The organism is Streptomyces sp. NPDC087263, from assembly GCF_044744645.1.
GTDB lineage: Bacteria > Actinomycetota > Actinomycetes > Streptomycetales > Streptomycetaceae > Streptomyces.
In genome coordinates, this window is sequence record NZ_JBIUYT010000008.1 from 261,367 (window position 1) to 285,139 (window position 23,773).

The following is a 23,773-nucleotide window of genomic DNA, read 5'->3' on the forward strand; positions in this document are numbered from 1 at the left end:
CCCGTGGTCATGGGGTGAAGATCTCGGTGGTGGTGGTCAGCACATCGATTCCGCCGGGTGCCGCGGCCCCGGACCGTACGACCCCGCCGACGGCCAGCACCCGGCCGTCGGCCAGTTCCACCGCGGCGAAGTCCCGGCGTCCGGTGCCGAGGCCCCCGACGCCGGTCCACGCGCGCGTGTCCGGGTCGTAGACCGTCGCACTGCGGTATCCGGTGGTCCCGGCGGGGCCGGTGGCGCCGCCGAGGAGCAGGACCCGTCCGGTGCGCAGCGGCACGGCGCGGTGTCCGGTCCGGCCGCCCGCCGGGGCGGCGGCCCGGGTCCAGCTGTCCGCGCCCGGGTGGTACGACTCCGCGGCGGCCAGCGCTGCGGGATCGAACCGTCCCGCGGCCCCGGTGGCGGTCGCCTCGCCACCGGTGACGAGGACCGAGCCGTCGGCCAGGACGGTCGCCTGGTGGCCCCTGCGCGGGGTGGCCAGGCTCGCGGCCGGCGTCCAGGCGTTGGCGTCCGGTTCGTACAGCTCGCAGTACGCCAGCGCCGTCTCGCCGCCACCCGTGGCGAGGGCGCCGCCGGTGACCAGGACGCGGCCGGAGTCCGGTAGCAGTACGGCCCGGTGGCCGGCGCGGGCCTCGGTCATCGGCGGCGGCTGCTTGGCCGGGTCCGTGACCCATGCCCCGGTGCGCGGGTCGAAGAGTTCCGCCGTGGACAGCGAGCGCTCACTGTCCGCCGAGCGGGTCGCGGCGCCGCCGGCGACCAGGACCAGGCCGTTGCCCAACTGGGTCGCCGAGTGCCGGTGGCGGGCCGTCGCCATGGGCTCGGCCACCGCCGTCCAGGCGCCGGCCACCGGGTCGTACAGCTCCGCCGAGTCCAGGGGTGCCCCGTCCGCCCCGCGTCCGCCGGTGACCAGGACACGGCCGTCGGCGAGCAGGGTGACGGCGTGCCCGTGCCGGGCGCTGCCCAGTTCCGGGGCAGCCGTCCAGGTGCCCCGGACCGGGTCGAAGACGGCCACCGCGGCGAGTGCTTCGCCGGTCGGCCCCCGTCCGCCGGCGATGAGCACCGCGCCCCCGGCGAGCCGGACCGCGCCGGTGTCCGCGGCCTCGAAGGGCGCCGGGTTCGCGGCCGTCCAGGTGCCCGGGGCGGTCAGCGGGGCCGCGACCTCGGCCTCGCGGATGACGTGCAGCTTGCCCGCCAGGCTCGGATCCGCCGCGACCCACTCGTCGAGCGCGTCGGCGGCGGTGGTCTGGCTGCGGAAGGTGGTCGCTCCCCGGGCCACGCCGGCGGTCGGCGGGAGCGCCTGGAGGTTGTTGCGTACGTACGCCACCACGAACCGCTGCGCGGTGACCTGGACGGTGTCCTCGGCCGCGAAGTGCTGTTTGCGCCGGGCCTCCTGCTGGGAGAGCGGCGAACGGCTGGTGGAACTACCGCTGAGGAACTGGTTGAAGACCGCGCTGCTGACGTTCTGGAACCGCTTGGGGGTGCTGGACGTGCCTGCCCCGACCGGGGCGGCAGCGGCGGTGGCGCTCGTGCCCGGTGCGGCGGCAGCCTTGGTGCGACTGTCGAAGACGTGCGTCTCGTAGCGGGCGCTGCGGCGGACCACGCGGGGTGAGCTGAGTGCTTCCAGCTGCGCGCTGAGTTCGAGACCGGCGTCCTGGTCCTCGTACGCGGGCTTGGACAGCTTGGCCGCGTCGTCCATGTCCTGGAACTGGGCCATCGCGAACTTCTCGTCGGGTACGGAGAGTTGCACCAGGCCGCTGTCCGGGTCCGGGGCGATGGTGAACCGCTTGCCGTCGCTGGGCTTCTGGGAGCCCACCCGGTCGACCCGCACCCCGAGCGGGATGCTCCGCTGCCGGACGAAGAGGGTGCCCAGCGGGTGCAGGACCAACTGGTCGGTGTCGGGCAGGGGGCGCAGGTTGACCAGCGGGTTGGTGCCGCCGGTCGGCAGCCGGGTCTGCCAGCCCTCGGTCTTGGCGACCTCGGCCGCCAGCAGGGGCAGCACCTCGACGGGCGGGAGCGTGGTGTTGTGGTCCTCGCCCCAGCCGATGTCGAAGTCGGCGGAGATCTCGAAGAACAGCAGCGAGATGGAGCCGCGCCCCTGCGCCCGCCACGGCGACGGTCCTTCCAGCTGGAATCGCAGGTCGATACCGAACAGGCCGACGCCGAACGCCTTCAGCGAGACACTGGCGGAGATGCCGATGACGAACGCGAACGGCGAGAACCGGAACAGCGCGTCGAAGCTGAGGTGCCCCTCGATGCCGAAGTCCGAGAATCCCAGGCGCAGTTCCGCGGCGGCCCCGAACTGGGCGGTGTTGCTGGTGACCGCGAAGTAGCCGGAGACCCGGATCAGCGCCACGGACGTGTGGATGATGTCGATCGACAGCCGGGGAGGCATCGGGAACGGCAGCGCGGGCGGTGTGAACGACGGATGGAATCCACCGACTGTCAGCACCAGGTCGGGGTTGTCCCCCCAGGCGACCAGGAGCCCCATGCCGCCGTCGATCGACATGGTCAGGATGCGGGAGTCGAAGAGCTGCGCGTAGAACCAGAGCCGCGACTTGTCGAACTCGATCGCTCCGATGAAGGCGACCTGGATGACGACCAGGGGCAGTTCCTTGGTGGGCAGGATGCACTTGAGGACGCCGAGGACGGCGAGATTCCCGGGAATCTCGATGATGACGCCGAGCGAGACGCTGATCAGGGTGGGTGTGCCCCAGCCGATCTTCGCCATCGGCCCGATCAGGAACTTGCCCTGTTCCGGCGGGAAGAACAGTTGCAGGTCGCTGATGATCCGCGGCGCGTTCGCGACGACGTCCTGCGGGAACATCACCGATTCGATCCGGCCGGTGCGGACGCCTTCGGTCAGCATCCGCAGGTTCATGCTGCGGTTCAGGCCGATCAGACCGCCGACAGCGAGCAGTGTGAATCCGTACCCGAGCTGGATACCGCCGCCGCCGAACTCGGCGGTGATGATGATCAGCAGCGAGAACCCGTCGCTGCCGTCCGGCATCCGCGTACTGATCAGGCCGATCGCCTTCAGCGAGAGGAAGCCGGCGAACTCCAGCTCCAGCGCCCCCGCGTACTCTCCCCGGTCGGAGTCGACCTTCAGGTACCCGCCGCCGGAGATGACGCCGGCGTCCACCGCGAGCCCGACCCCGTCGGGCGGTTTGAACGCGAAGTCGAGATCCAGCGGCCCGAGGTTGCCGCCGTCGCGGAACCTCGCGGAGACGATCAGGCCGACCCGGTCGACGGACGCCGTGATCGGGCCGAGTTCCGCGGTGAAGGCGCCGGAGATCTCCAGCGGCAGCGCGCCGCCGGAGCCGATCCCGGCGCTGATGTACAAGGTGGTGATCTCAACCGGCCCCAGCTCCAGATGGACCGGGATCGCGAGGTCGAGTGACCCGCTGCCCTCCAGCCGGAGCCCGGCCGAGGGTGCCCACAGCGCCCGCAGCGCGAAGTCCGACTCGATCTTCCCGCCTCCCGTGATGGTGGCGATGAAGCCGTCCCCGGAGGAGAGGTCGATCAGCAGGTGGCCGCCTTCCAGGGCCAGTTGGGCGGAGGGCTCGGCGGTGACGCTGCCGCCGGCGTTCGCCGTCGCCGCCAGCCCGAGCGTCACCGCGAAACGCTGGAACTCCAGGCGGGAGGCCCCGGCCTGGCCGAGCAGCAGGACGGGGGTTTCGTCGGCGTGTTTGGCCTCCAGGCCGAGCGAGACGTTCAGGGCCAGTGCGGCGGCCGACTGGAGGGTGATGTTGAGCGGCGGGGCGAGGTGCGCGGTCGCCTCGGAGGTGACGGTGGCGCTCGCGTCGAGGAGGAGGGTCCACAGGGGGCTCAGCTCCGTCCTGCGGGAGATCGTCTCCCCCTCCATCACATGGAGTTCCGCGGTGAGGCCGGGCGGGCTGACGGACGTGTCGGCGGTCATCCGCGCCAGGTACATGTCCAGCGTCGGCGGGGTGTCGGGGGTGTCGGGCGGCCCCTTGTAGAAGTAGTTCTGGTCGTGCTTGAGGAACTGGTCGGCGAGCAGCCGGAACAGCTTCATGCCGTCGAACGCGGTGCTGCCGAAGTCGAAGACCTCGCTGAGCAGTTCGGCGGGATCGGTGAAGAGGGTGAGCAGCCGGTCGAGGTGCAGCACCTTGCGCCGTACCGGCAGCACGGTGAAGTCGTTGGGGTCGAAGAACGCCGGAAGGTCCTCGATGATGCCCACCATCGTGAGCGCCTCGACCACGCCGGTGCTCTTGCCCTCCAGATAGGTGATCAGGACGTAGTCCAGCAGCCGCTTGGGCAGCTGCTCCATCTCGGCCCGCAGGCGGGTCCGTTGGGCGTCCGTCAGGGCGGACGCGTTGGCCACCGCCGTGTCCAGCGCCGGCCTCAGCTCGGTGATCGCGGTGAGGACTTCCTTCAGGGCGCCCAGGAGGGCGCCGCCCTCCTGAATGATCGGGCCGGGCTGGCCACCCTGGATCGCGGCGCTGAGCCGCAGGATGATCGGTGACAGACCGGCCGCCTGGACGGCCACCGTGCCGATCGCCCCCGCGGCGTCGTCCAGCCCCCCGGGCAGCCACAGACCCAGATCCTGGAAGAACTCGATCCGCCGGTCGGCGCTCAAGTGCTGTTCCAGGGGCTGCAGAGCGGTGGCGATCTCGCACGCCACCAGTTCCACCGTCCCTGCCCGGCTCGCCGTCATGTCAGCTCACCCGCATCTGCTGGTCGAGTTCGGACAGCCGCGCCCCGGGCAGGGCCAGCGTGAAGTCGCGGTGCCTGGCGATGTCCGCCCGCAGCGCGGGACTTGCGACCCGTGCCAGTTCTTCCAGCAGCGCGGCCAATCCGTCCGCCACGGAGATTCCGCCGAGCCTTTTGGGCACCGGCACGTCGGGATCGAGATCGCTGAGCAGTACCAGCCGCAGGACGAGCGGCCCGTTCATCCGCTGCCAGGCCGCGGCCACCTGCTCCTGCGTTGCCACCAGCCGCCCCACCTCTTCGTGGTGCGCGGTGATCAGTGCGACCGCCAGTCGCCCCGCCGCACTCTCCTCCACCCGCTCGCGCAGGACCCGCAGCCGGGTGGCCCGCGGTACGTGGGCGGCCGGGTACGCGGCCTCGGGCAGCACGTATGACTCCTCGTCGGCGCTGGCGGCGGGGCCGGGAGGCGGGGGTTTCACCGCGTCGACCGCCAGCTTGGGACAGACCGGGCCCGCGCCCCAGCCGTCCTCCAGGGTGCGGGGCAGGGGCAGTTTCGTTTTGTCGCAGGTGGCGATAAGCGCGGCGAGGATGGCGCCGTTGTCGAGGTTCTCGTTCATCTGGAACATCAGCGCCACGACGCCCGCCACATAGGGCGTGGCTTGGCTCGTACCCCACATCAGCGTCCAGGGGGCGGACGTCCCCCCGCCACTTTTCGCCGATCTCACCGCAACGCCGGGCGCGCACACGTCCGGTTTGGGTTGGAGATCGGTGCTCGGTCCCCGGCTGGAGAAGCCGGCGAGTTGGTAGTTGTTCCCGTCGTACGCCCCGACGGTGATCACGTGGCGTGCGGCGCCGGGGGTGTTGATGGTCCGGCCCTGGTACTGGTCGGAGCGGATGAACCGGGCGGGCGGATCCGGTGATTCGTGGCCGAGCCAGATATCGAAGGGCGTCTCGAAGCCTGCGGTCTCGTGGAGCGTGATCGTCCAGGTCCCCTTGGTGATCGCCGCGCCGGTCGGCGGTTCCAGGTTGAGCATGAGGCGCCGTTTGCCGCTCGGGGCGACGGACTGCGCGTAGTCGTACCACACCGTGTGGCCGTTGGTGCCGCCGAGTTTCACGCTTTTGTACTGTGGCAGGTCGTCGCCGCCCGGATTGTTGGCAGGGTCCGGTTTGAGCACGAACGGTAGCGACGGGCCCACGGTCGGTGCCGGCGCGCCCGGCGCGGTGGGCGGCGCGGCCAGGTCGACGCTGAGACTTCCGGCGCCGGAATACCAGAGGTAGAACCAGTCGCCGCGCAAGTCGTTCTGTTCGATGTTGAAACGGATCCGCACGGCGTTGTCCGTTGGCCCCGGTGCCGGCGCCCTGCCGAACGCGTGTTGCCCGCCGCGTACCTGCGGCGGCGGGGGCACGGGCAGCGGTGGGGACGGGGTCGGCGGGGAGGGAGGAGGGGCCGACGGCGTGTAGAAGGCTCCGTCATTGCCGGCGGCTACGACGATCGACCTCCTGGTCGTGCCGACCAGTAAGTCGTCCAGCATGATCTCCATGGGGTCGGTGCCGTCATGTGCGGTGCTGGAGTCGCCGACGCTGAGGTTGACCACGGCGCATTTCTTCGGTGTCCCCGTGGCAAGCCACGGCTGGTCGAAGATGTGGTGCGCCCCTTGCAGGTTCTGTGCGGTCTGCAGGTCCGAGTGGACCACGACGAGATCCGCCTCGGGGGCGATCCCCAGAGGCTGGGCCGCCGTGCCGATTCCCGCGGCGATGCCCGCGACATGGCTGCCGTGGCCGTTCACGTCACGGGAGATGAAGGGCGCGGGCGTCGCCGCCTGGAGTGCGGTGTTGATCTCGGCCTGGGTGATCATCCGGCCCCGCCTGATGAGCGCCTTGGGGTTGGTGCCTCCGGTGAGGGTGGGGATCGGGCGGATGGCAGCGATTGTCGCGCTGTCGATGACAGTGCTGTCGTACTTTCCGGTGAAGTCGATCTGGATCGGGGTCCCCGGGAGCGGTCCGCCCGTCACGTTGACGTCTCCAGGGGCGATCGAGTTGAACCCTTGCAGGGCGGTCTGCACCGTGGCAGCGGTCAGCGGGAGGTTGAGCGGCCCCGTCGTCTCGTCCGGCAGCGCCGGCGCCTGCCACTTCAGTTCGACGGCGCCACCGGTGGGGTTGCCCTGGAATTCCAGGGTCTGCCGGAGCGTCGCATCGAACAGGGAGGTGATGCGGGTCTGCGGGGGGATGGTGCCGGTACCGGTGCCGGGCTGGATGAACGCCGGGTGGAAGATGTCGATCCCGGTGTCGATGATGCCGACGACCACGCCCTTCCCGGTGAATCCCGCGGGCAGCGGGGGGAGTACCTGGGCCTGGAGAGTGTCCGGGCCGTCGGTCGTCCCGGTGCTTTCGTTCAGTCGCATTCGTCGGTTGCCCTGGATCGACACCACGTCCGCGACCGCGGCGACCCGTTCGAGATCGGCCACCTCGATCGTGCCGACCGCGGCCCGTGCGGTGTGGAACTCGGTGCAGAATCCGGCCGCTTCGACTGCTTCGAGATTGCCCTCGAAATGCAGGATGACCTGGACCGGCTCCCGCCGCTCGGACTCCACGGCCCGAGCGGCATCCGCAGCCGCGACCCCCTTGGCGCCCTCCGGGGCTGCTGCGGCTGCGACAGCTTCCTCAGCGGCGCGGGTGAGTTGCTTCAGCGCATGCACACGCATTGCCAGCGGCCCGTCGAATTTGCTGCTCACTTACCCGAACCCCCCATGCCCAATTCACCTGATCTCGGATCAAATGTTTTCGGACAGAAATTCGACTGACGTTCCGGGTGGTCGACCGGAACGCGAAATGCGGCGAGGGGAATATGCCGCAAGCTTCCCGTCATCGCAAAGCCGACCTTGGGGCTCACGAAGTCGGGTGTCAACGCGTCGGTAGAAAGTGCCGTGTGGGTGCATCGCGGACTGGACACCAGGCCTGACCGGCCCAGACGCGGTCAGCCATTACCGCGGCGTTCCGGTGAGTGGAACACTCACCCATTGGAGTCAATTGCTTTGGCGGATTTATCTTCGCTTCCGCAAAATCGGTGTACACTCTGCGCGCTTGTCCCGTTGCGCACCAGAAATCTCACCGTGTCACTCGAAAAGGTGGCGCAAAATCTTCCCTCGCGCGGCGCCGCTTCGGCCTCTTTTCCTGGCGGCTCAGGTCCCCCCTCGGGCGAGGAGGGACCCGACCACGCCGGCTATCGAATCGGTTCCGGAAGAGCGGGAACGGGTTCTTCGGCCGGGTGCGCGCGTTGTGCGCTCCGCCACCGGTACAGGGCCCCGGCACCTACGGTGACCAGCAGGAACAGCACGGTGAACCACTGGAAGTACCAGTGCCCGCCCGCCGGGTCGTACACCGCGGCGCGGGGCCAGGCGAGGTTGACGGTCATGAAAAGGCCGTAGACGAGAGCGATCGCGTTGACCGGGACACCCCAGCGGCCGAGGGAGAAGAGGGGGCGGCCCTCCTCGTCGACGCCGTCAGGGCCCGGGAACTGCCCGCGCAGTCGTCGCACAAGGAGTGGGCCGGTGACCATCGCGTATGCCAGGTACAGCATCACGATGCAGGTGGTGCCGATGGCCAGAAAGGCTTCCGGGGAGGCGAAGTTGAGGAGCAGTACGGCGGCGGCGAGGACGCCGACGACCAGGGCCGGGGCGTTCGGCATACCGGTGCGCGGGTTGACCTTGGCGAGGCGGGCGGAGAAGGGGAGTCGGCCGTCGCGGGCCATGGAGAACAGCATGCGGGAGGCGGCCGTCTGGATCGCCAGGGTCGCCACCGCGATGGCCACCACCACGTCGGCGAGCAGGGCGCGGCCGACTCCGTCGCCGAGGGTGCTCGTCAGCACGTAGCTCAGGCCCTCCACCCCGAGGCGGCCGTCCGTGAGGCTCGGGGCCGCGAGCAGCCCGCCGAGGACGATCAGCCCGCCGAGCAGACCCGCCGCGCCGAGCGCGGTGAGGATCGTACGGGGCGCCGTACGGCGTGGATCGCGGGTCTCCTCGCTCATCTCTCCCGCGCTGTCGAAGCCGATCATCACGTACGCCGCCATGAAGGAGCCCACCATCAGTGCCCCGAACAGACCGGTGCTGCCCTCGGCGGTGTGGAAGGTGATGCCGGGGGAGCGCTCGGAGTGGGTCAGCAGCAGCACGATGATCAGGACCGCGCCGATGATCTCGGCGGTCACGCCGACCCGGTTGACCAGGGACATCACCCGGTTGTCGAGCAGGTTCACCAGCGTGGTCAGGACGAGCAGGATCACCCCGAAGACCGCCGCGTTGGCCGCGCCGTCGGCACTGGTGGGCGTCGGGTCGCTGCCCACCAGCTGGAAGCCGGACCAGATCGCGGGCAGCACCATCTGCAGCGCGAGCGCCGCCGCCGCGACCACCACGATCTGTCCGATCACCATGATCCAGCCGGCGAACCAGCCGAAGGAGAGGTTCGAGAGCCGCGAGGACCACTGGTAGATCACGCCCGAGATCGGATAGCGGGCGGCCAGTTCGGCGAAGCATGCGGCCACCAGCAACTGGCCCACCAGGACGGCCGGCCAGGTCCAGAAGAAGACGGGGCCGCCGAACGCGTACCCGAAGGCGAAGAACTGGAAGACGGTCGTCAGTACGGAGATGAAGGAGAACCCGGCGGCGAACGAGGCGTACCGGCCGAGACTGCGGTGCAGTTCCTGGCGGTAGCCGAACTCGGCGAGGGATTGGTCGCCGGGGGACTCGGGTGGGTCCGGGCGTACGTCGGAGGGGGCGGTGGTGGTCACGGTGGCACCTGCCTTCGGCGCGGAAGGGTGGGCGGGCGGTAGTCCGGCGGTATTCCTGTCGGGTGACAGAAATTAGGGAGGGCCTGTTTCGCTCGCGTGACGCGGCCATGTCCGCGGCGGGCCGAAGTCCTCACGGCCTTGCGGGTGGCCTGGAATCGCGATACATCGTGTGTGTTGACGGGTTCACTCAGTCGCGATATGTTCGGCTACGGATATTCGGAGACGAGGTGAGGGTGTCATGGCGATGAAGCGGCGCAAGCTGAGCAACCCGCTGGCGCTTGCCGTGATGACGACCCTCTTGCAGAAGCCGATGCATCCCTACGAGATCGCCCAGACGCTGCGCCGCCAGGGCAAGGACACCAGCACGAAGATCAATTACGGCTCGCTCTACACCGTCGTGCAGAACCTGGAGAAGCACGGCTTCGTCGAGGTCACGGACGTGGAGCGGCAGGGCAATCGTCCGGAGCGCACGGTCTACGGCATCACCGCGGCCGGGCGTGAGGAGATGACCGAGTGGCTCTCCGACCTGATGGCCGTCCCGGCGCGGGAGTATCCGATCTTCGAGTCCGCGCTCTCTCTGATGGGTGCGCTGCATCCCGACGAGGTGACCCGGCTCCTCGAAGAGCGGCTCAACTCCCTTGACGTGCAGGCCGCGAGTGGCCGGGGGGCGCTGGAGAAGCTGTACGAGACGCTGCCCCGGATCTTCCTTGTGGAGACCGAGTACCAACTGCACATGGTGCAGGCGCAGGCGGAGTGGGTCCGTGGCTTCCTGGGCGAGCTCAAGGCGGGCGCCCTGTCCGGTGTGCAGGCGTGGCGGAGCTTCCACGAGACCGGCGAGATGCCGTCGGAGTTCCAGGAGCTCCAGGAGCCGCATGAACTCCAGGGCTTGGAGGGCCGACCCATCGACGAGTGACCCAGACACGAACGGACCCCGGCAGGGCTGTTGGAGCAGCCCCGCCAGGGTCTCGAACCCCGGACCGGACCCGCGGTGAAGCAGGCCAGGCGATCGAGGTGCGGCACACCCAGGATAGCCCGGCGCTCTTCACACGGATCGGTCCACATCCGCTGCCTGCGGATGTGTTGTCATCCGCTCACAAGGAGAGCAGTCGTCATGAATACCCGTGCGCCCGCAGTGGAGGCGCGTCAGCTGATCAAGACCTACCCCGGTGGTGTCACCGCGTTGCGCGGCATGGACGTCACCGTCGAGGCGGGCACCGTCTTCGGACTGCTCGGCCCGAACGGCGCCGGAAAGTCCACCACCGTCAAGATCCTCACCACCCTGGCCCGCCCCGACTCAGGCACTGCCACCGTCGCCGGCCACGATGTGCTGCGCCACCCGGACCGGGTGCGCCGCGCGATCGGTGTGGTTGCCCAGAGCTCGGGCGCCGACCCGGTGGCGACGGGCCGGGAGAACCTTCAACTCCAGGGCAGGCTCTACGGGTTGAAAGGCGCCGGCCTCGACCGCCGGGTGGACGAGCTGCTCGACCGCTTCAAGCTCGCGGACGCGGCGAAGCGTCCGGTCAAGGGCTACTCGGGCGGCATGCAGCGGCGCCTCGACGTCGCCCTCGGCCTGGTCCACCGTCCCGAGGTGCTCTTCCTCGACGAACCCACCACCGGCCTCGACCCCGAGGCGCGCACCGCGATGTGGGACGAGATCGCCCGCCTCGCCGGGGACGAGGGCCTGACCATCCTGCTCACCACGCACTACCTCGAAGAGGCCGACCGGCTCGCCGAGCGCATCGCGATCGTCGACCGCGGCCGGGTGGTCGTCGAGGGCACACCCGACGCCCTCAAGGGCGAACTTCGCGGCGACGCCGTCCACTTGGAGTTGCGGGAAGCGGTTGGCGAAGCCGGTCGTACGCTGTTGAGCGGTGCGCTGACCGGCCTGCCCGGTGTGCACGAAGCGCTGGTCGACGGTCGCCGGATCAGTGTCCGTGCCGACGACGGCGCGGCCGCGATGCCCGCGCTCCTTGCGGCACTTGACCGCGCCGGGGTCGGTGTCGCCACCGCGACCGTCGCGCGGCCCTCCCTCGACGACGTCTACCTCCGCTACGCGGGCCGCCGTTACTCCGAGGCGGAAGCGCCAGGTACCGAGGGCCTCGTCCTCGCCGGAGGTGCGCGATGAGCACAGCCGTCTCCCAGACCTGGTACATGACCCAGCGGCAGCTCATGGTGTTCGTGCGGCAGCCGGCGTTCCTGCTGATCACGCTGATCCAGCCGGTGGTCTGGCTGTTCCTGTTCGGCAACCTCTTCAAGAAGGTCGTCGAGCTGGGCGGCTTCGGCACCACCTCGTATCTGGACTACCTCGTCCCCGGGGTGGTCGTGATGAGCGCGCTCAGCTCCAACATGTGGGCGGGCATGACCACGCTCGACGAGATCCAACGGGGCACGCTCAACCGCTTCCTGACCACGCCGGTCAGCCGGGCGGCCCTGATGAACGGCAATGTCGTCAACAACGGTCTGGTGACCGCCCTTCAGTCGGTCATCATCGTGCTGCTCGGGCTGCTGGGTGGCGCGGACTACCCGGGCGGGATCGGCGGCGTCGCGATCCTGGTCGTCGCCTCCGTGCTGCTCGGCACGGTCTTCGGGGCCTTGTCCAACGCGCTGGGCATGCTGGTCCGGGAGCGTGAGTCGATCATCGGCATCAACACGTTCCTGCTGCTGCCGCTGACGTTCCTGTCCTCGGCGTTCATGGCGCCGTCCCAGATGCCGGGCTGGATGCGGCACGTCGCGGACTTCAATCCGCTCAACTGGGCGATGGTCGCGGGGCGTTCGGCACTGTCCGAGAACCCCCACTGGAGTGACGTGATCGGCAGGGGCGGTGCGCTGCTCGCGCTGGCGATCGTCGCGGTGTGGCTGTCGATCCGGACGTTCAGGTCGTACCAACGGTCGGTGTGACCCGACCGGAACGTCAGGGGGCGGCCTCGCGTGACGCGTGGCCGCCTTCCGCCGTGCATGCCTCCCTGCGGTCAGGCGGACGTCTCCTGCTCCGCCTCCACCTGCGCGTTCCACTCCCGCTTCGACGCCTGCCAGCCGTCCTCGTTGTGCCCGAGCCGCCAGTAGCCGGAGATCGACAGGTCCTCGCGCGGGAACTCGTGCTCGACCCGCAGCAGCCGGCGCAGCTCCTTCACGAAGCCCGCCTCGCCGTGCACGAACGCGTGTACCCGGCCCTCGGGGAACTCCAGGGCGCGTACGGCCTCGACGAGCGCCTCGCCGACGGGCCGCTCTCCCCGGTGCAGCCAGACGACGTCCACATCGGAGTCGATCTTCTGCTCCTCGTCGGGGTCCGAGATCTCCACGAAGGCGTGGGCCACGGAGCCCGCGGGCAGCGCCTCCAGAGCGGCCGCGATCGCGGGCAGGGCGCTCTCGTCACCGGCGAACAGATGCCAGTCCGCGCTCGCGTCGGGGGCGTACGCGCCGCCGGGGCCGTTGAACCGTACGAGCTCGCCCGGTTGGACGTTCGCCGCCCAGGGCCCGGCGAGGCCCTCGTCGCCGTGCACCACGAAGTCGAGGGTCAGTTCGCGGTGTTCGGGGTTCCAGTGGCGCACCGTGTACGTGCGGGTCACGGGCCACTGGTCGCGCGGGAACTCCTCGCGGATGACCTTCATGTCGAAGGGCTCGGGATAGGTGACGCCCTCCACGCCGAACAGCAGCTTCACATAATGGTCGGTGCTGGAGCCCGCCGTGAATTCGGCGAGGCCCTCGCCGCCGAGGACGACCCGCTGCATGTGCGGGGTCAGTCGCTCGGTCCGCACGACCCGCGCGGTGTGCGGCTTCGGAGTCCTGCGTTCCGGACGCTCTGCCATGACGGCCTCCCATTCAGCGAGCTAAGGCTTACCTAAGCTAGCACCTCTCTCCAGTTAACACCTCAAACCTGAAGAGTCGAGAGCAACCTTTGCAACGAACCGCCCAAACCCCACCGTACGGCCAGTTCGTCCAGCGCGGCCGGGTTGCGCGGCGCGCGCGGCAGCGCGGTGTCGACGTCCGGCAGGGGGACGTCACCGGCGACCTTGACAACCGTGGGCGCCACGGCGACGTACGGTCGTGACTCGTCGAGGCGCTTGCGCTGCGAGGGAGTCAGCCTGGCCTTCGGGTCGTCCACCGCCGCCATGATTCCTGCCAGGTCACCGAACTCGGCGAGCAGCTTGGCCGCCGTCTTCTCCCCGATGCCGGGAACGCCGGGCAGTCCGTCGCTGGGGTCGCCGCGCAGCAGCGCCAGATCCGCGTACCCCGGGCCGTCGACGCCGTACTTCTCGCGCAGCCATGCCTCGTCGGTGAGTTGGAGCAGGCCGACGCCCTTGAGGGGATAGAGGACGCGGATCTCCCGCTTGTCGTCGACCAGTTGGTACAGGTCGCGGTCGCCGGTGACGATGTCGACCGGACCGGTGGCGCGTCCGGTGAACGTGCCGATCACGTCGTCCGCCTCATAGCCCGCCACTCCCACGCGCGCGATGCCCAGCGCGTCGAGGACCTCCTCGATGACGGGCACCTGCGGGGACAGGGTGTCGGGCACCTCCTCCTCGTCCGGTCCTGTCTCGGTCTCCACGGCGACGCGGTGCGCCTTGTAGGACGGGATGAGGTCGACCCGCCACTGCGGGCGCCAGTCCGCGTCCATGCAGGCCACCAGGTCGTCGGGGCGGTGGTCCTTGACCAGGCGGTCGATGAACTCCAGCAGCCCGCGCACGGCGTTCACCGGCGTGCCGTCCGGGGCCTTCACCGAATCGGGGACCCCGAAATAGGCCCGGAAGTACAGGGAGGCGGTGTCGAGCAGCATCAGGCGTCTGGTCACGTCTCGCATCATGCCGTACGGCACTGACAGCGACTGCCTCCGACAGTGACCTGAACCACTCTTGCGTTTGCTCCGCATAAGCGGGGGCAGGGGCCGCCTCTGAACAAAGCCGGTTGCGTCTTCAATCGTCGTTCGACCGACGTTCGACCGACGTTCAGCGGATCAACCGTTCAAGCGCTCCACCGCCGAAGCGCTCAAACTGTCCCGACGAGAGGCACACGTGTCATCCAGGCTAGAAGCCGAGCACCTGTACAAGGTGTTTGGCAGACGACCCGAAGAGGCGATGGAGCGGCTCCATCAGGGAGCGGACCGTGAGGAACTCCGCGCCGACGGCACCACCGCCGCGGTGATCGATGTCTCCTTCACGGTGGAGCCCGGCCAGACCTTCGTCGTCATGGGCCTGTCCGGTTCCGGAAAGTCGACGTTGCTGCGCATGCTCAACGGACTACTGGAGCCGACCGGCGGCCATGTGCGTTTCGACGGTCAGGACCTGACGCAGCTCAGCGCCCGCGAACTGCGCGAGGTCAGGGCGAGGAAGATCAGCATGGTCTTCCAGCACTTCGCGCTCTTTCCGCACCGCAGCGTCCGTGAGAACGCGGCGTACGGCCTCGAAGTGCAGGGCGTGCCGCGCGCCGAGCGCAACGAGCGCGCCACCAGGGCCCTGGAGCTGGCCGGCCTCGCGGGCTGGGAGAAGTCCTGGCCCGACGAACTGTCCGGCGGTATGCAGCAGCGCGTGGGCCTGGCCCGCGCGCTCGCCACCGATGCCGACCTGCTGCTGATGGACGAGTCCTTCAGCGCCCTCGACCCGCTGATCCGCCGCGACATGCAGGACCAGCTGATCGAACTCCAGAAGAAGCTCAAGAAGACCATCGTCTTCATCACGCACGACCTCAACGAGGCCATGCGGCTCGGTGACCGGATCGCCGTGATGCGCGACGGCCGCATCGTCCAGATCGGCACCGCCGAGGACATCCTGGTGCGCCCCGCGGACGACTACGTCGCCTCCTTCACCCAGGACGTCGACCGCTCCCGCGTGCTGACCGCGGAGTCCGTCATGGACACCGACCTGAACGGCGACGAGGCGAACTGCGCCTGCGAGACCGCCACGTCAGACACGCCGTTCAACGAACTCTGCGCGATCAGCGCCCGTGTGCCGCACGCCGTCGCGGTGCTCGACAAGAAACAGAAGCTGGTCGGTGTCGTCGCGAGACAGCGGCTCGTCGGCTACCTGGGCGATGAGCAGGGGCCCCCGGTCCCCTGTGTCACTCCGCGCGACGAGGCGGTGAAGGCCGGTGCCTAGGATTCCGTTCGGTGACTGGGTCAACGACACCGTCGACTGGCTGCTCAACCACATGGCGTGGTTCTTCGACTTCCTCAAGACCGTGTTCGACGGTGCCTACGACGGCGTCAACGCCGTTCTCCAGGCCCCCGAACCGCTTCTCCTCGCGGCCATCCTCGCCGTGATCGCGTTCTGGCTGCGCGGCACCTCCGCCGGTGTCCTCACCTTCGTGGGATTCGCCTTCATCGACTCCCTCGAACTGTGGGACGACGCGATGGTGACCCTCTCGCTCGTCCTCGTGGCGACCGTCATCGCCCTCGTCATATCGGTGCCCGTGGGCATCTGGGCGGCGCGCTCGGACCGGGTCAGCAGCGTCGTCCGGCCCGTGCTCGACTTCATGCAGACGCTGCCCGCGATGATCTACCTCATCCCGGCCATCCTGTTCTTCGGCACCGGCGCCCCCGCGGGCATGGTCGCCACCCTGATCTTCGCGTTGGCCCCCGGCGTCCGCATGACCGAGCTGGGTATCCGCCAGGTCGACAAGGACCTGGTCGAGGCCGCGGACGCGTTCGGCACCACCCCGCGCGACACGCTGCTGCGCATCCAGCTGCCGCTGGCCCTGCCGACCGTCATGGCGGGCGTCAACCAGGTCATCATGCTGGGCCTGTCCATGGCCGCCATCGCCGGCATGGTCGGCACCGGCGGCCTCGGCGGCGACGTGAACCAGGCCATCGGCCAGCTGAACGTCGGCCTCGGCTCCGAGGCGGGCGTCGCCATCGTCATCCTGGCGATCTACCTCGACCGGATGACCAGCGCGCTGGGCACCCAGGTCTCGCCGCTCGGCCGCCGCACCGCCGCCAGGCTGCGGGCCGCGCAGGGCCTGAAGCTCTGGACCTACCGCCCCCGGCCGGTCGTGGCTGTCGTCGGCGTCGTCGTGCTCGCGCTGGTCGCGGGCGGCATGGGGATCTTCGGTGGCAGTGCCGCCACGTCCACCGCCGCCGACGGCAAGGACGTAGGCCAGGGCAAGAAGATCAGCATCGGCTACATCCCGTGGGACGAGGGCGTCGCCTCCACCTTCCTGTGGCAGGAGATCCTGGAGGAGCGCGGCTACGAGGTCGAGACGAAGCAGCTCGACGCAGGCCCCCTCTACACCTCCCTCGCCCAGGGCGACATCGACTTCGAGACGGACTCCTGGCTGCCGACCACCCACGAGCAGTACTGGAAGAAGTACGGCAAGGACCTCGACGACCTGGGCTCCTGGTACGGACCGACGTCGCTGGAGCTGAGCGTGCCCTCGTACATGAAGGACATCAACTCCCTGGCGGACCTCAAGGGCAAGGCCGACGAGTTCGGCGGCAAGATCACCGGCATCGAGTCCAGCGCCGGAATGATGAGCCTCCTCAAGACCAAGGTCCTCAAGGAGTACGGGCTCGACAAGGAGTACAAGGTCGTCGACAGCTCCACGCCCGCGATGCTGGCCGAGCTGAAGCGCGCGTACGCCAAGAAGGAGCCCGTCGTCGTCACCCTGTGGTCGCCGCACTGGGCGTACAGCGACTACGACCTGAAGAAGCTCAAGGACCCGAAGGGCGCCTGGGGCTCGGGCGACGGTGTGCACACGCTCTCCCGCAAGGGCTTCGCCCAGGAGAACCCGGTCGTCGGCGACTGGCTCAAGAACTTCAAGATGACCGAGCAGCAGCTCACCAGCCTTGAGTCGGAGATCAACAAGGCCGGCCAGGGCAAGCAGCAGGACGCCGTGCGCGCCTGGCTGAAGAAGAACCCCGGGCTCGTCGACAAGCTGGCCCCGGTCAAGACCACCACGGCCAGTGCCGAGACGAAGCGTGCGCTGGACGTCGCCTGGTTCCCCTGGGACGAGGACGTCGCCGTCACCTATCTGTGGAAGAACGTCCTGGCACGGCGCGGCTACACGATGAACCTGAAGCAGATGGACGTCGGCCCCGTCTACACGGGACTGGCCTCCGGGGACCTCGACCTCAACTTCGACGCCTGGCTGCCGTACGCCCAGTCCAACTACTGGGATCAGCACAAGAACGACCTGAGAGACCTCGGCACCTGGTACGAACCGACCTCCCTGGAGATCGCCGTCCCCTCGTACGTGAAGGACGTCAAGTCCCTCGCGGATCTCAAGGGCAAGGGCAGCACCTTCGGCGGAAAGATCATCGGGATCGAGCCGGGCACCGGCGAGATGAACCTGCTCAAGACGAAGGTGCTGCCCGGCTACGGCCTGGACAAGGAGTACAAGGTCGTCGACGGCTCCACACCCGCGATGCTGGCCGAGCTGAAGCGCGCGTACGCCAAGAAGGAGCCCGTCGCGGTCGTCCTGTGGTCGCCGCACTGGGCGTACAGCGAGTACGAGCTCACCAAGCTCGCGGACGACAAGAAGTTGTTCGGCGAGGGCAACACGATCCGGACGATCTCCAGCAAGAACTTCCCGGAGCAGTATCCGCAGCTCACCGAGTGGATCAAGAACTTCAGGATGAGCGAGAGCGAACTCGGCAGCCTGGAGGCCGAGATCAAGGATCAGGGCCAGGGACATGAGGAGGACGCCGTGGCCGCGTGGCTGAAGGAGCACCCGGACATGGTGGAGCGGATGACTCCGCAGTAGTCCGCAAGGAGTTCCCAGGTGGTTCGGCGAGGGGTGGACCCTCGTCACGCGGGTCGCGTCTCCCGTGTGGCGAAGGCCACCCCTCGCGGAGTTCCCGGAGCCCGTGACTCGTCCGTACGCTCGGCTCCCCTCCTCCCTGCGTTCCTGTGAGACCCCGTGCGATCCCTGCTCCGCCCCGGCCGCTTCGTCGGCCTCCTCGTGGTGCTGCTGACGGCTGTGCCGCCGAGCGCGCACGCGGAGCCCGCGTCCGCCGTCACGGCGCGGCTCGAGTCGCTGGCCGGGGATGTGCGCGAGGCCGACGGCTACGCGTACGGCCTGCGGGACGACTCCGGCCACACCATGGACACCGCGGAGATCACCCAGGCGCCGGACGGCACCTATCTCGCCGTCTACCACTCGACCCTCGCCGACGGCCGCTTCCACTCGGCCCTCGCCACCTCCACGGATCTGCTGACCTGGACCCGCCGCCACGACTTCGGCGCGGGCACCAGTCAGCCCACACTCGCCGCCGACGGAGCCGGTGGGTACGTACTGGCGTACGAGAAGGATCCGGACAACCACATCGCCGTACGCGGCTACGCCGATCTCACCGCCCTGCTGGCCGGGGACGCCGACCACGCCTACGACGCGCCGCGCACCCTCTCGCGCTGCGCCGAGGGCACGCCGGACATCACCTCCGTGCAGGACGGCACGGTGGAACTCACCGGCCACTACCGGGCGGGATGCGACACCGACCGCCAACTCCGGGCCACCCTCACGGACTTCACGACCTGGCGGGCCGAGCCCGACCAGCGCCTGGACCGGGCGCTGGAGGGCTGGGGGAACAGCGGAAACATCGGCGACCGCTCGTCCCTCGAACTCGGGGGAGCGGAGCTGGTGTTGATAGAGGGGCAGCGGTGGCGCGAGGACTTCGGGAGCTGGCGGACGTATGCCTACGATCCGGCGACCGGACGGGCCGAACGGCTGACTCTGCGCACCCACGGCGGCAGCCGGGCCTTCGCCAACCCGACGGCGACCCTTCTCACCGACCCGCAGGGGCATCCGGCGCTGCTGGTCAGCCTTTTCGTCCCGAGCGAGGGCGCGGCGCCCGGCGAAGCGGGCCAGCTCCTCTATTGGCGCGAACTGTAACCCTCACCCTCCTTCTGCGTGTCAACGATGTGACGGGTGCGTGAAACGGTTTGCCGAACATGCGTAGGGTGCAAACAACTCTTCAGAAGTAGTGGGCCAAAGCGCTTGCTGTAGTAGGGACCGACGACGCAAGGGAGGGAGCCGAAGCGATGGGCGACCACAAAGAACAACCCCTTCGGGTGGGCGCGGCAGTACGGCGCCGCCGCCGTGCCCTGGACCTCACCCTCGCCGTCGTGGCCGAGCGCAGCGGCCTGTCGGTGCCCTTTCTCAGCCAGGTCGAGAACGAGCGCGCCCGGCCCAGCAAGAGCTCCCTGGAGAGGGTCGCCGACGCGCTCGGCACCACCGCCGTGGAACTGCTCGCCGCGGCCGACCCGGCGTGCAGCGTCGATGTCGTGCGCGCGGAAGCCGCCGAGTACGCCCCCGACGCACGGGTGCGCCCCCTGGTGCGCGGTCACCACCAGCTGCACGCCACCGAATTCACCGGCGACCACGACGAGGGGCGTGAACTCCAGCTCCGCAACGACAAGTTGATGTACGTCGTCGACGGCGCCGTCGAGGTCGAGGCGGAGGGCCGTGCCCATCGCCTCGGGCGCGGCGACACCATGTATCTGACCGGCGGCGTGCGGCACCGGTGGCGGGCGACCGTGCCGGACACCCGGGTGATCGTGGTGGAGGTCGCCGACCACATCGACGCGGTGGAGGACCGCCACAACTTCGGCAGGCGCTGACGCCGGGGCTGACCCGGCCGTGACCGGTCCCCGTTCCGGGTGCCGCTGACGCCGGGGCTGATCTGTCCGTGACCGGTCCCGGTTGCGGGTACCGCTGCGATACTGACCGCATGTCCGGTACCTCCGGTTACGCCTTCGACAACACCTCTGAGCACGCCGGCGGGCGCTTCGACGCCCTGGAGACCTGCTACGACCCGGTGACCTTCGCGCGCCTCACCGAGCTGGGCGTCGGCGTGGGGATGCGCTGCCTGGAGCTGGGCGGAGGCGGTGGCTCCGTCGCCGGCTGGCTCGCCGACCGGGTCGGCCCGACCGGCTCCGTCCTCGTCACCGACATCGAACCGCGCTGGATGGACGGCCTCCCCGAGCGCGGCAACCTGCACGTCCTGCGGCACGACATCAGCACGGACGAGCTGCCGGAGGACGAGTTCGACCTCATCCACGCCCGGCTCGTCCTGCTGCACGTGCCCGAGCGTCTGGCGGCCCTCGACCGGCTGGTGCGGGCGCTGCGGCCCGGCGGGTCACTGGTCCTCGACGAGTTCGACTGCGGGTATGTCCCCGTGCTCGCGTCACCCTGGCCAGGGGCGGCCGAACTGTTCGAAAAGATGCACGACGCGGTCATGGGCGTCGTCACGCGGGCGGGCGCCGACATCCACTGGGGGCTGCACGCGTACGCGGCACTGCGCGGGGCGGGGCTCGTCGGCGTGGCGTCGTCCACGTACGCCGAGTCCTGGCGCGGCGGCTCGCCCGGCTCCCGGCTGCACCAGGTCAATATGCGCCAACTGGAGGGCCGGCTGGTCGAGGAGGGCCTGACCGAGGAGCAGCTGGACCGCTGTCTGCGCCTCCTGGACGACCCCGCCTTCGCGGTCAACTCCTATCCGCTGATCACGACGTGGGGGAGGCGCCCGTGATGCGTGTGGTGTCTCTCGTACCGTCGCTGACGGAGGCCGTGGCCGTCTCCCTGCCCGGCGCCCTGGTCGGCGCCACCGACTGGTGCAGCCATCCGGCGGACCTCGACGTCGCACGGATCGGCGGCACCAAGAACCCCAAGGTCGACAGGATCGTCGAGCTCGCCCCCGACCTGGTCGTCGCCAACGAGGAGGAGAACCGCGAGCCCGACCTGACGGCCCTGCGCACGGCGGGCATCGAGGTCCTGGTCACCGAGGTACGGGACGTGCCGGAGGCCATCCGCGAGTTGGGGCGGGTGCTGGGCGCGTGTGGCGCGAAGGCCTGGCCGCGATGGCTCGACGAAGCGGAGAGCGCCTGGCAGGACCCACCGGTTCCGGACCGTCGTACGACCGCGATCGTGCCCGTCTGGCGGCGGCCCTGGATGGTCCTCGGCCGTGACACCTTCGCGGGAGATGTGCTGGCGCGCCTGGGTGTGGACAACGTGTACGCGCACCACGAGGAGCGCTATCCGCGCATCCCGCTGCCCGAGCTCAAGGCGGCGGCCCCCGAACTCGTGGTCCTGCCCGACGAGCCGTACCGCTTCACCGCCGACGACGGACCCGAGGTGTTCGAGGGCGTGCCCTGCGCGCTCGTCGACGGTCGCCTGCTCACCTGGTACGGGCCCTCGCTGGCGCAGGCTCCGCGGCTGCTGGGCGAGGCGCTGCGAGCAGCTTGCCGCTGACGAGGCCGCGGGCCGTGTGGACGGCTGCCACCGACCAGGCGGCCACGAGCAGGACGTACAGCGCGACCGCGAGGACGTCGAAGGCGACGAGGCCGGTGTGCCGCGCCAGGCCCTCCGCGCCGGTGACACAGGTCCCCACCGGGAAGGTGAACGCCCACCACGTCATCGTGAAACCCATGCCGCGACGGCGGGCGCGCAGTACCAGCGCGGCGGAAAGGGCGAGCCAGAGCAGCGCGAAACCCATCACGGGGACGCCGTAGAGGACGGCGAGATCGCTGAAACCCTGGGCGTACGGGGCGGGCACCACGCCGGGCGCGACGTCCGCGAACTTGCCGACCGCGGTCGTGGACTGGCCCAGCGGACCGAGCACCAGGAACAGGGCCGGAGTCAGGGCGAGCGGCAGCGGACCACCGGTGATCAGCCGGGCGAAGATCAGCGGCAGCATCAGCGAGGTGGCCAGCAGGCTCAGCCCGAACATCGCGAGGCAGCCGAGGAGGAGGGTCTCCTGCGCCTGGCCGGCCGGGAGATACGGGACCAGGAGCGGGCCGAGGGCCGCGGACACCATCGGGGCAACGACCGGGAGCAGCCATACGGGGCTCGCCTGCCCGGGTTCGATCCGGTGCCGGACCACCATGAGGTACGGGATGGCCACGGCGCAGGTCAGGCCGATGACCGTACCGGCGCTGAACAGGACCGCGTCCAGCGCGACCGCCGCTTCCAGGCCGATCCAGTCCTGGCCCACGACCAGGGCGCCGCCGCCCACGGCCAGCAGAGCCATGGGCAGACAGCCGTAGAACGGGGCCGTCGCCGGATCGAGGAAGCCGGCGCGCGCCTGCTCACGATGGTGCGTCCAGTGCAGGGCCCGGGCGGCGAGCAGGACCACGAGCATCGCCAGCGACAGCGCCCACACCGTGGCGCAGACGGTCCGCAGGCCCGGCACGGCCCCGGGGAGTCCGGCGCCCGCCGTGGCCACGATCGCGGTGCCCATCACCGCGGCGTACCAGTTCGGGCCGAGGTACCGGAGGGTGGTGCCGTGCCGGGTACCGGCCTGGGGGAACGCTGTGGCGGGCTGGACTGCGGTGACCATGCTTCCAAGGTCCCGCCGCGACGCGCTGCCCACCAGGGACTGCCGCCCTATGAGGGCATAAGCTGGGGTTATGAGTGGTAAGGCTGAGGAGCGGACGGGGATCGCGCACCGGGTGCCGGATCTGGGGGCGATGGAGCTGCTGCTCGCGGTGGCCCGGCTGGGAAGTCTGGGGCGGGCCGCGCGGGAACTGGGGATCAGCCAGCCGGCCGCCAGCGGCCGGATCCGCTCGATGGAACGCCAGCTGGGCGTGGCCCTCGTCGACCGCTCACCGAGCGGGTCGCGCCTCACTGACGCCGGGGCGCTCGTCACGGACTGGGCGCGGCGGGTGGTGGAGGCGGCCGAGGCGTTCGACGTGGGCGCGCACGCGTTGCGGGACCGGCGGGACTCGCGGTTGCGTGTCGCGGCGAGCATGACGATCGCCGAGTATCTGCTGCCGGGCTGGCTGATCGCGCTTCGCGCGCAGCGCCCTGACACGGCGGTGTCCCTCCTCGCCGGCAACTCTGCGGCCGTCGCCGAACGTCTCCTCGCCGACGAGGCCGACCTCGGTTTCGTCGAGGGGCTGTCCGTGCCTGCCGGCCTCGACGCGGTGGTCATCGCCCATGACCGGCTGATCGTGGTGACGGCGCCGGACCATCCGTGGGCGCGTCGTCGATCGCCTCTGTCCGGTGCGGAGTTGGCGGCGACGCCACTCATTCTCCGGGAGGAGGGGTCGGGCACTCGGCAGGTCCTCGACGCGACCCTCGGCGGCCTTGCCCGTCCGCTCATCGAGCTGTCCTCCACCACGGCGGTCAAGGCCTACGTCGCCAGTGGCGCGGGCCCCGCCGTCCTGAGCGAACTGGCCCTCGGCGAGGAACTCTCCGCCCACCGGCTGGTCAGCATTCCGCTGTCCGACGTCCAACTGCGGCGGTCCCTGCGGGCGGTGTGGCCCACGGGGCATCGGCCCACGGGGCCGGCGCGGGATCTGTTGTCGTTGACGCGGGGGGTTTGAGGGGATGCCCGCGGCGGAGCCGCTGATGGATGCAGCTCGCCCCCGTTTCAGCCCGTCCGGCGTTTGAGGACGAGGCCGTTCA

At 69.8% G+C, this 23,773-nt stretch carries 16 protein-coding genes; 10 read left to right on the forward strand and 6 right to left on the reverse strand.

The features are described from left to right. Positions 1-7: 7 nt before the first annotated feature. From ACIPC1_RS26320 to ACIPC1_RS26330, 3 genes are all read right to left on the reverse strand, one after another. Positions 8-4,669: a DUF6603 domain-containing protein gene (locus ACIPC1_RS26320; RefSeq protein ID WP_402520994.1), complete on the reverse strand. Its 4,662-nt coding sequence runs from the start codon at positions 4,667-4,669 to the stop codon at positions 8-10. A 1-nt stretch (position 4,670) separates the two neighbouring features. Next, positions 4,671-7,394: a S8 family serine peptidase gene (locus ACIPC1_RS26325; RefSeq protein WP_402520996.1), complete on the reverse strand. Its 2,724-nt coding sequence runs from the start codon at positions 7,392-7,394 to the stop codon at positions 4,671-4,673. Between the two features lie 488 nt (positions 7,395-7,882). Beyond that, complete coding sequence (locus tag ACIPC1_RS26330) at positions 7,883-9,442, reverse strand: amino acid permease (RefSeq protein ID WP_402520998.1); 1,560 nt, start codon at positions 9,440-9,442, stop codon at positions 7,883-7,885. Positions 9,443-9,680: 238 nt separating this feature from the next. Between ACIPC1_RS26330 and ACIPC1_RS26335 the strand changes: the two genes are divergently transcribed. The 3 genes from ACIPC1_RS26335 (at position 9,681) to ACIPC1_RS26345 (ending at position 12,340) form a co-directional block, all read left to right on the forward strand. Continuing rightward, a complete protein-coding gene (locus ACIPC1_RS26335; RefSeq protein ID WP_402521000.1) occupies positions 9,681-10,355 on the forward strand; it encodes a PadR family transcriptional regulator in 675 nt (224 codons plus the stop codon). 198 nt (positions 10,356-10,553) lie between these two features. Next, positions 10,554-11,567, forward strand: a complete 1,014-nt coding sequence (locus tag ACIPC1_RS26340) for an ATP-binding cassette domain-containing protein (RefSeq protein ID WP_402521002.1) — start codon at positions 10,554-10,556, stop codon at positions 11,565-11,567. Then, a complete protein-coding gene (locus ACIPC1_RS26345) occupies positions 11,564-12,340 on the forward strand; it encodes an ABC transporter permease (protein WP_402521004.1) in 777 nt (258 codons plus the stop codon). The genes ACIPC1_RS26340 and ACIPC1_RS26345 overlap by 4 nt, the downstream gene beginning before the upstream one ends. A gap of 71 nt (positions 12,341-12,411) precedes the next feature. On the opposite strand, the gene ACIPC1_RS26350 is transcribed toward ACIPC1_RS26345, so the two are convergent. After that, on the reverse strand, positions 12,412-13,248 hold the full coding sequence (locus ACIPC1_RS26350; RefSeq protein ID WP_402521006.1) for a siderophore-interacting protein: 837 nt from the start codon (positions 13,246-13,248) through the stop codon (positions 12,412-12,414). 62 nt (positions 13,249-13,310) lie between these two features. Beyond that, positions 13,311-14,240, reverse strand: a complete 930-nt coding sequence (locus ACIPC1_RS26355; protein ID WP_402521423.1) for a 5'-3' exonuclease H3TH domain-containing protein — start codon at positions 14,238-14,240, stop codon at positions 13,311-13,313. A 211-nt stretch (positions 14,241-14,451) separates the two neighbouring features. On the opposite strand from ACIPC1_RS26355, the gene ACIPC1_RS26360 reads away from it, so the two are divergent. From ACIPC1_RS26360 to ACIPC1_RS26385, 6 genes are all read left to right on the forward strand, one after another. Continuing rightward, positions 14,452-15,531: a glycine betaine/L-proline ABC transporter ATP-binding protein gene (locus ACIPC1_RS26360; RefSeq protein ID WP_384380020.1), complete on the forward strand. Its 1,080-nt coding sequence runs from the start codon at positions 14,452-14,454 to the stop codon at positions 15,529-15,531. After that, positions 15,524-18,133, forward strand: a complete 2,610-nt coding sequence (locus tag ACIPC1_RS26365; RefSeq protein WP_402521009.1) for an ABC transporter permease/substrate binding protein — start codon at positions 15,524-15,526, stop codon at positions 18,131-18,133. Before ACIPC1_RS26360 ends, ACIPC1_RS26365 begins: the two co-directional genes overlap by 8 nt. Positions 18,134-18,289: 156 nt before the next feature. Next, on the forward strand, positions 18,290-19,261 hold the full coding sequence (locus ACIPC1_RS26370) for a hypothetical protein (RefSeq protein WP_402521011.1): 972 nt from the start codon (positions 18,290-18,292) through the stop codon (positions 19,259-19,261). 149 nt (positions 19,262-19,410) lie between these two features. Beyond that, positions 19,411-19,989: a helix-turn-helix domain-containing protein gene (locus ACIPC1_RS26375; protein WP_384380028.1), complete on the forward strand. Its 579-nt coding sequence runs from the start codon at positions 19,411-19,413 to the stop codon at positions 19,987-19,989. A 110-nt stretch (positions 19,990-20,099) separates the two neighbouring features. Then, positions 20,100-20,897: a class I SAM-dependent methyltransferase gene (locus tag ACIPC1_RS26380; RefSeq protein ID WP_402521014.1), complete on the forward strand. Its 798-nt coding sequence runs from the start codon at positions 20,100-20,102 to the stop codon at positions 20,895-20,897. Further along, entirely contained in the window at positions 20,897-21,616 is a 720-nt protein-coding gene (locus ACIPC1_RS26385) for a helical backbone metal receptor (protein WP_402521016.1), read from the forward strand. The genes ACIPC1_RS26380 and ACIPC1_RS26385 overlap by 1 nt, the downstream gene beginning before the upstream one ends. On the opposite strand, the gene ACIPC1_RS26390 is transcribed toward ACIPC1_RS26385, so the two are convergent. Further along, positions 21,543-22,703: a TDT family transporter gene (locus tag ACIPC1_RS26390; protein WP_402521018.1), complete on the reverse strand. Its 1,161-nt coding sequence runs from the start codon at positions 22,701-22,703 to the stop codon at positions 21,543-21,545. The two genes, ACIPC1_RS26385 and ACIPC1_RS26390, sit on opposite strands and share 74 nt — an antisense overlap. A gap of 70 nt (positions 22,704-22,773) precedes the next feature. Here ACIPC1_RS26390 and ACIPC1_RS26395 point away from each other — a divergent pair, with 70 nt between their 5' ends. Next, positions 22,774-23,691 carry a LysR family transcriptional regulator gene (locus ACIPC1_RS26395; RefSeq protein WP_402521020.1) on the forward strand — a complete coding sequence of 306 codons (918 nt, stop codon included), beginning with the start codon at positions 22,774-22,776 and terminating at the stop codon, positions 23,689-23,691. Positions 23,692-23,773: the final 82 nt, after the last annotated feature.